We start from the raw sequence: 6,056 nt of genomic DNA on the forward strand, positions 1-6,056 counted from the left end.
CCCGTCATTCAACCGGCACTCACTCGGTCGCCAGCGCCTCGGAGGGACTGACCTTCGCTGCCCGACGTCCCGGCAGCCACGAGGCGACCAGAGCGGAGACAATCGCGACGGCACACACGCCGACCAGCTGCAGCCACGGCACGCTCATCACAGCCGTTGCTCCCTCGATGGGCAGGCTCATGACACCGACCCACCCGAAGGCGATACCCAGGCCAACACCGATCAACGCGCCGGTCAGGGACAGGAACAGCGCCTCGAGGGCGAGGAGGCTCTTCATCTGGCGTCGCGTCAGACCCAGCGCGCGCAGCAGACCGTTCTCGCGGGTGCGTTCGGCCACCGACAGGGACAGGGTGTTGGCGACGCCGACCAGGGACACAACGACGGACACGCCGAGCAGCCCGACGAGGACCATCATCATCTGGTCAATGACCTTCGTGTACATCTGGCGCTCCAGGGCGGAGCCGTTGACGCTGAGCTGCGAGTCCTTGAGCAGCGTGCTCTGGACGGCCTCGACGTCGGCCCCATCGGCCAGCTTAATAATGATCGCCTGACGCTCGGGTGAGGTCACGATGGACCGCAGGGTCTTCTCGGAGACCCGTGTGTCCCCGTCGCTGAGGTCCTTGTCGTACGCGGCGCTCAGGTCCGTGCACGTGTCGGCGCACAGGCGCAGCATCTGCCCGGCCAGAGCCTTGTCGCCGACGCGCACCTCGTCGTCGCCCATCTGAGTGACGGTCGAGTGAGTGACGCCCGTGTAGTTGGGTTCACCGGTGATCATGACGGGCAACGTCATGCCAGGCTCCACCGCGCCGCTGCCCTCTGCCGGTTCGAAGGCGGAGGCGCTTGGCGTCAGGGTCAGGACACCGGGGGCGGCGTACTGGGCAACGGTGGCGGCGACGCCGTCGGTGGACGTGATAGCGGCCTGCTGGTCGTCAGTGAGTTCCCCGGTCGTGGACACAGCAATGAGATCGAAGGGACGGGCGTCATTCACGGCATTCGTCAGGGTAGTGCGCACGGAGGCCGCACCCACCATGATGGTGACGACGAGGGTCACACCGATGAGGATCGCCGAGCCAGTCGCGGAGGTGCGACCGGGGTTGCGCATCGTGTTCTCACGGGCCATGGCGGACAACATGCCAGGGAAGACCACGCCAAACGCCCGAGTAAGAGCAGGCAGCAGGACGGAGACCGCAACCACCGCACCGAGGAGGGCCACGAGCGCCCCACCGAAGGACAGCATGAACTTCTGGCTGGCACTATCCAAGCGCCACGCGTACGCAACGAGCGCGCTACCCGACGCAGCGACAAGGACTCCGAGGATGAAGCGCAGGGTGTGCTTCTTCCGGGACCCAGCCCCGGCCTCGTTCACGGGCGCGAGGGCCGCGATAGGGGCGACGCGGGAGGCCGCGCGCGCCGGGAAGACACCGACCAGAGTCGTGAACAGGGTCGCACCCAGCCACGTGAGGGCAAGCTGCCAGACGGAGACCCCGACCAAGACCTCGGCGATGCTAGTGCCCAAGCCGCTTTCCACCACCGCGAGCGCGCCAATCATCCAGCCGACCACGACGCCAATCGCCGACGAGATCGCTCCGATCGCGAAGGCCTCGCGGGTCACGAGCGAGCGAACCTGACGCCTGGTCGCCCCGAGCGTGCGCAGCAACGCCAGCTCGCGGGTGCGCTGCGTGAGCACGACGCGGAAGGTCGAGGAGACGACGATAGAGGCCACGAGCGCCGCGATCGCCGGGAAGATCAGCATGATCCCCGTCGTCACCGATGCCCCCAGGCGCGCCTGATCCAGGTCCTTCGTGATCGCCTCGCGCACGCTGGTCACACTCACGCCCGAAATGTCGCTGAGCGCGGAGTTCGCCTTCGCCACCCACTCGTCTTGGGTGGCCTCCGGAGGGTTTTCGTTGCTGTCTGCGTCCGTTCCACTGGTCGCGACAATGAACTTCCCAGACGCGGTGCTCCCAAAGATCGCGGAGAAGCCGCCGTCGGTCACGTAGCTGGCGGGAATGCCCATGCTGATCGTGTTCGAGCGCGTGGTGCCGACAATGGTGAGGGTGCGGTAGTCGCCCTCGGTGAATCCAGAGCGCACTTTCAGAGTGTCGCCGACCTTCAGCGAGAGGGACGAGGCCGTGGACTCCGGGATGATGATCTGGTCGTCGGCGGTCGGGGCAGTTCCGGCGCTCAGAACCGGCTCAGCGAAGGGTTTGGGGGCCAGCGGCGAGACGTAGAGGCCCCCGCGCGTCGTGTCGGTCTGGGCAACGACGGGCCACTGGGCCATGTGCTTGATGGCAGTGACGCCGTTGGTGTCCTTCAGGGCTTTTTCGGCGCTCTCGATGGCACCCTCGGGCGCGTCGTTGTCTTGGGAGACGACGATCGTGCCGCCTTGATACTGGCTGTAGACGCCGGAGGTCAGGCTCGACGTCATCGCCGCCATGACGATAAGGGTGATGACGATGAAGGCTGTGGAAATAGCGACGGCCAGGCCCGTCGAGATGTAACGGCGGCCGTGGGAGCGCAGGTTGGCGCTCAGGAGTGAGTTTGTTGCAGACATGAGGTGAGCCTTGGGAACAGTGTGGGGACGCGTTCAGCGCAGCGCCGCGGTCAGAGTATCGGCGGTGACGTCGCGCAGGTCGGAGACGATGCGGCCGTCGCGGCACACGAGGACGCGGTCCGCGTAGGCGGCGGTGCCGGTGTCGTGGGTGACCATGATGACGCTCTGACCGAGTTCGTCGACGGCGCGGCGCAGCAGGTCCATGACCTCTGTGGTGGAGTGCGAGTCGAGGTTGCCGGTGGGTTCGTCCGCGACGATGACGGCGGGACGACTCATGAGAGCTCGGGCGACAGCGACGCGCTGCTGCTGGCCGCCGGACATTTCGGAGGGGCGGTGATTCAGACGGTCTGCGATGCCCAGGGAGTTAACGATCAGGTCGAACCAGTCCTTATCGGGGGTCTTTCCTGCGAGGCGCATGGGCAGGAGGATGTTGGATCGTGCGTCCAGTGTGGGCACCAGGTTGAAGGACTGGAACACGAAGCCGATGCGGTCGCGGCGCAGCTTGGTCAGAGCGGTGTCTTTCAGGGCGGTGATGTCGGTATCTTCGACGAAGACGTGCCCGGAGGTGGGGGCGTCGAGGCCGGCGAGGATGTGCATCATCGTGGACTTGCCGGAGCCGGAGGGGCCCATGATGGCGGTGAATTCGCCGGCACCGAAGCCGACGCTCACGTCGTCGAGGGCGCGCACCTGCGCGTCGCCGTTTCCGTAGATCTTGGAGACGCCCTGGAGTCGGACGATGGACGAGGCCGGGGCCTCTTGGGTGGCCGCGGTGGCCTGTGCGATTGTCGTGTTCGTGTTCATGTATACATACTGCATGGTCAGCTTGTGTCTTCGCTACGGAGGTTTCCCCTGATTGATCCCCGAGACCACCCGGGGTGCCTTCGGGGCATTCCGGGTTCCGGAGCCGACGTGTCCTCCGGGCACGGTGTGAGTCCCGCGTTATTCGAGTGCCGTTCAGCGTGAAGGAACGAGATTCAGGCTCAGGCTCAGGATCGGTCTACACATACGACACTCCCCAGAAAAGTCGCACGTAGCTTCCCTTGGCCAGTTTTCATTAACCTCCACAAACGTTGCGATTCCAACGATCCCACCTCAGCGTTTGCAAGGTTTATATGGACATCACATGCGACATGTGCGGGAAACCATGCCAGGATCAGGGGACTCAGGGACGGGGCGAAACCAACGCCCTGCCACATCCACCCCTACCCCACGACCAACCACACCCTTCATACCCAACAGGCACCACGGCCTCGTCCCCCATCCGATCTGCCCACATTCGCCAATCTGCACGCAACCCACGGATACACCACGCTGCCCAGCCCCCAACAAACACCCCGGCCTCGCATCCGAACCACTCACGCGCTCAAAACGCAGACCACCTCGCCCAAAACACCCCACATTCACCCAATTTCACCGAAGTGGTCTGCACTTTGGGCGCATCCATCCCCAACACCGTCCGATCTGCCCAGATTCACCAATCTGCACGCAACCCACGGATACACCACGCTGCCCAGCCCCCACCAGACGCCCCGGCCTCGTATCCGCACCACTCATGCGCTCAAAACGCAGACCACCTCGCCCAAAACACCCCACATTCACTCAATTTCACCGAAGTGGTCTGCGCTTTGGGCGCACACCGTACAATTGGAAGCACGTCGAAGGAGACACAATGGATGCGCATACGATCTACACCATTGCGGCGCACGCACACTCCACCACAGGTGCAAACAACACTGAGCGCCGTCGACTCGCTCGGCGTGCTCAGCTGCGCGAGCTGGTGAGGATCGCTCCCGGCTACTACCTCGACGCCGAGGCTATCACCGCGCATTCCGAGCCACCCGTCATCGTCGCACTTGCACGGCTGCTCGCCCTGCAGCACAAGCATCCCCACCTCATCGTGTCCGGACCAACCGCCGCATGGCTCCGGGGCCTGCCACTTCTGCACCAGCACCCACTCCACGTCACCACGGTTTCCGACCAGCACCCGCGCCCGATCCCACTTCCGGAGATCCACTCGGGTCCACTCCATATCCCGGCGGTCACGGTGCGCCCACACCGGCCGCGAGGAGGACGATCACCGGCGATGAATCGCTACGACGGGGACATCATGGGCGCGACGCTCGAGGATACGATCATTGACTGCGCGCTAGCACTCGACCGGGAGGAGGCATTTGTTGTCGCATGCGCGGGCTTGCACGAACTGGCGCGATACAGGCGCTTCTACCGGGACGATTCTCGGCAACGCGAGGAGCACAACCGCATGCGCCTGCTGCACATGATCGCTCCCGCGGGTCAGGGGACGAAGCATGTGACTTCCGCGCGCTGGGTGCTCGCTCACGCGGACGCGGGGTGCGACAGTGCTGGGGAATCGCGCCTGCTCTACCTGCTGGTGCAAAGCGGCCTGCAGGGTTTGGAAACTCAATACCCAGTGCTGGCCTCGAACAAGTGGTACTTCATCGACGTAGCCATTCCGGAGCACCGGATCGGCATCGAATTCGACGGTCGAGGCAAGTACGGCTCCGACATTGACTCCGTCCACCGCTCCATCGAGGCCGAGGAGCGCCGTCAGCGACTGCTCGAAGCGCAGGGCTGGCGTATCCGCCGTTTCCGATGGGAGGCACTGGCCCACCCCGAGGAAGTCCTCGCGCAGATCCGGGCGCTGCTCAAACACAGCTAGTTCGAGTCGTGCAAGACTCTGTCTCATACTGGCTTCGGGGCTTCGGGGCTTCGGGGCTTCGGGGCTTCGGGGCTTCGGGGCTTCGGGCGAGGTTACCGGACGTAACCGGGGACGGGATCCGACCCACATCTGCACATCGTCCGTTCTCCCCGACTTGAAGAGATCCCCGCAGGTGTCCACCGTTGCCCCGTTCGTCGCAGTCTCGACCACAGTGTGCCCAAATCGCAGACCACCTCGCCCAAAACACCCCAAATTCACTCAATTTCACCGAAGTGGTCTGCACTTTGGGCGCATCCATCCCCAACACCGCCAATATGGAGACAGCAGCAAGGCCTACGGGATTGCCACAGCGTCCGTGGGCGACGGAGCCCGGCCGGACATCGGAAACGACGCACCGATCCGCATCATTCACCACAACCCCACAGGTGTGGAGGGCGCCGGAGGGACCGGAGGGCCTGGCCGGGCTTCGAGGCGCGGCGCCGAACGAAGTGAGGTTGCCCAGCCTCGCGGGCGGCCGGACCCTCCGGCGCCCGGAACACCAGCGGGGCCTAGCTGCGCTTCCTGTGGGCGGCGGCAGGGCCTGGCCGGACAACGAGCCGACGCACCGAACCACACGTCAACAACCTGCCCCACCGGCATGGAGGGCACCGGAGGGACCGGAGGGCACGGGCAGCCGGACCCGACGGCACCTGGAATACCAGCGGGGCCTAGCTGCGGTGCCCGTGGGCGGCGGAGCCCGGCCGGACAACGAGCCGACGCGCCCGGCCACGCACAGCGATACAGCGCCGCCGGTGTGGAGGGCGCCGGAGGGTCCGGATGGACAGA

The 6,056-nt window shown here is 65.2% G+C and carries 3 protein-coding genes; 1 reads left to right on the top strand and 2 read right to left on the bottom strand.

What is annotated here, in order from left to right; genetic code table 11:
* Window positions 1-19: 19 nt before the first annotated feature.
* Together HMPREF1136_RS02105 and HMPREF1136_RS02110 are read right to left on the bottom strand one after the other, a co-directional pair.
* Window positions 20-2,554: an ABC transporter permease gene (locus tag HMPREF1136_RS02105; RefSeq protein WP_009647666.1), complete on the bottom strand. Its 2,535-nt coding sequence runs from the start codon at window positions 2,552-2,554 to the stop codon at window positions 20-22.
* A 33-nt stretch (window positions 2,555-2,587) separates the two neighbouring features.
* Entirely contained in the window at window positions 2,588-3,355 is a 768-nt protein-coding gene (locus tag HMPREF1136_RS02110; protein WP_009647664.1) for an ABC transporter ATP-binding protein, read from the bottom strand.
* A gap of 868 nt (window positions 3,356-4,223) precedes the next feature.
* Between HMPREF1136_RS02110 and HMPREF1136_RS11000 the strand changes: the two genes are divergently transcribed.
* Window positions 4,224-5,231, top strand: coding sequence for a DUF559 domain-containing protein (locus HMPREF1136_RS11000; protein ID WP_034504485.1), 1,008 nt, complete (start codon window positions 4,224-4,226; stop codon window positions 5,229-5,231).
* The last annotated feature ends 825 nt before the right edge of the window (window positions 5,232-6,056 follow it).

It is taken from the genome of Actinomyces sp. ICM47, from assembly GCF_000278725.1.
Taxonomy (GTDB): Bacteria; Actinomycetota; Actinomycetes; order Actinomycetales; family Actinomycetaceae; genus Pauljensenia.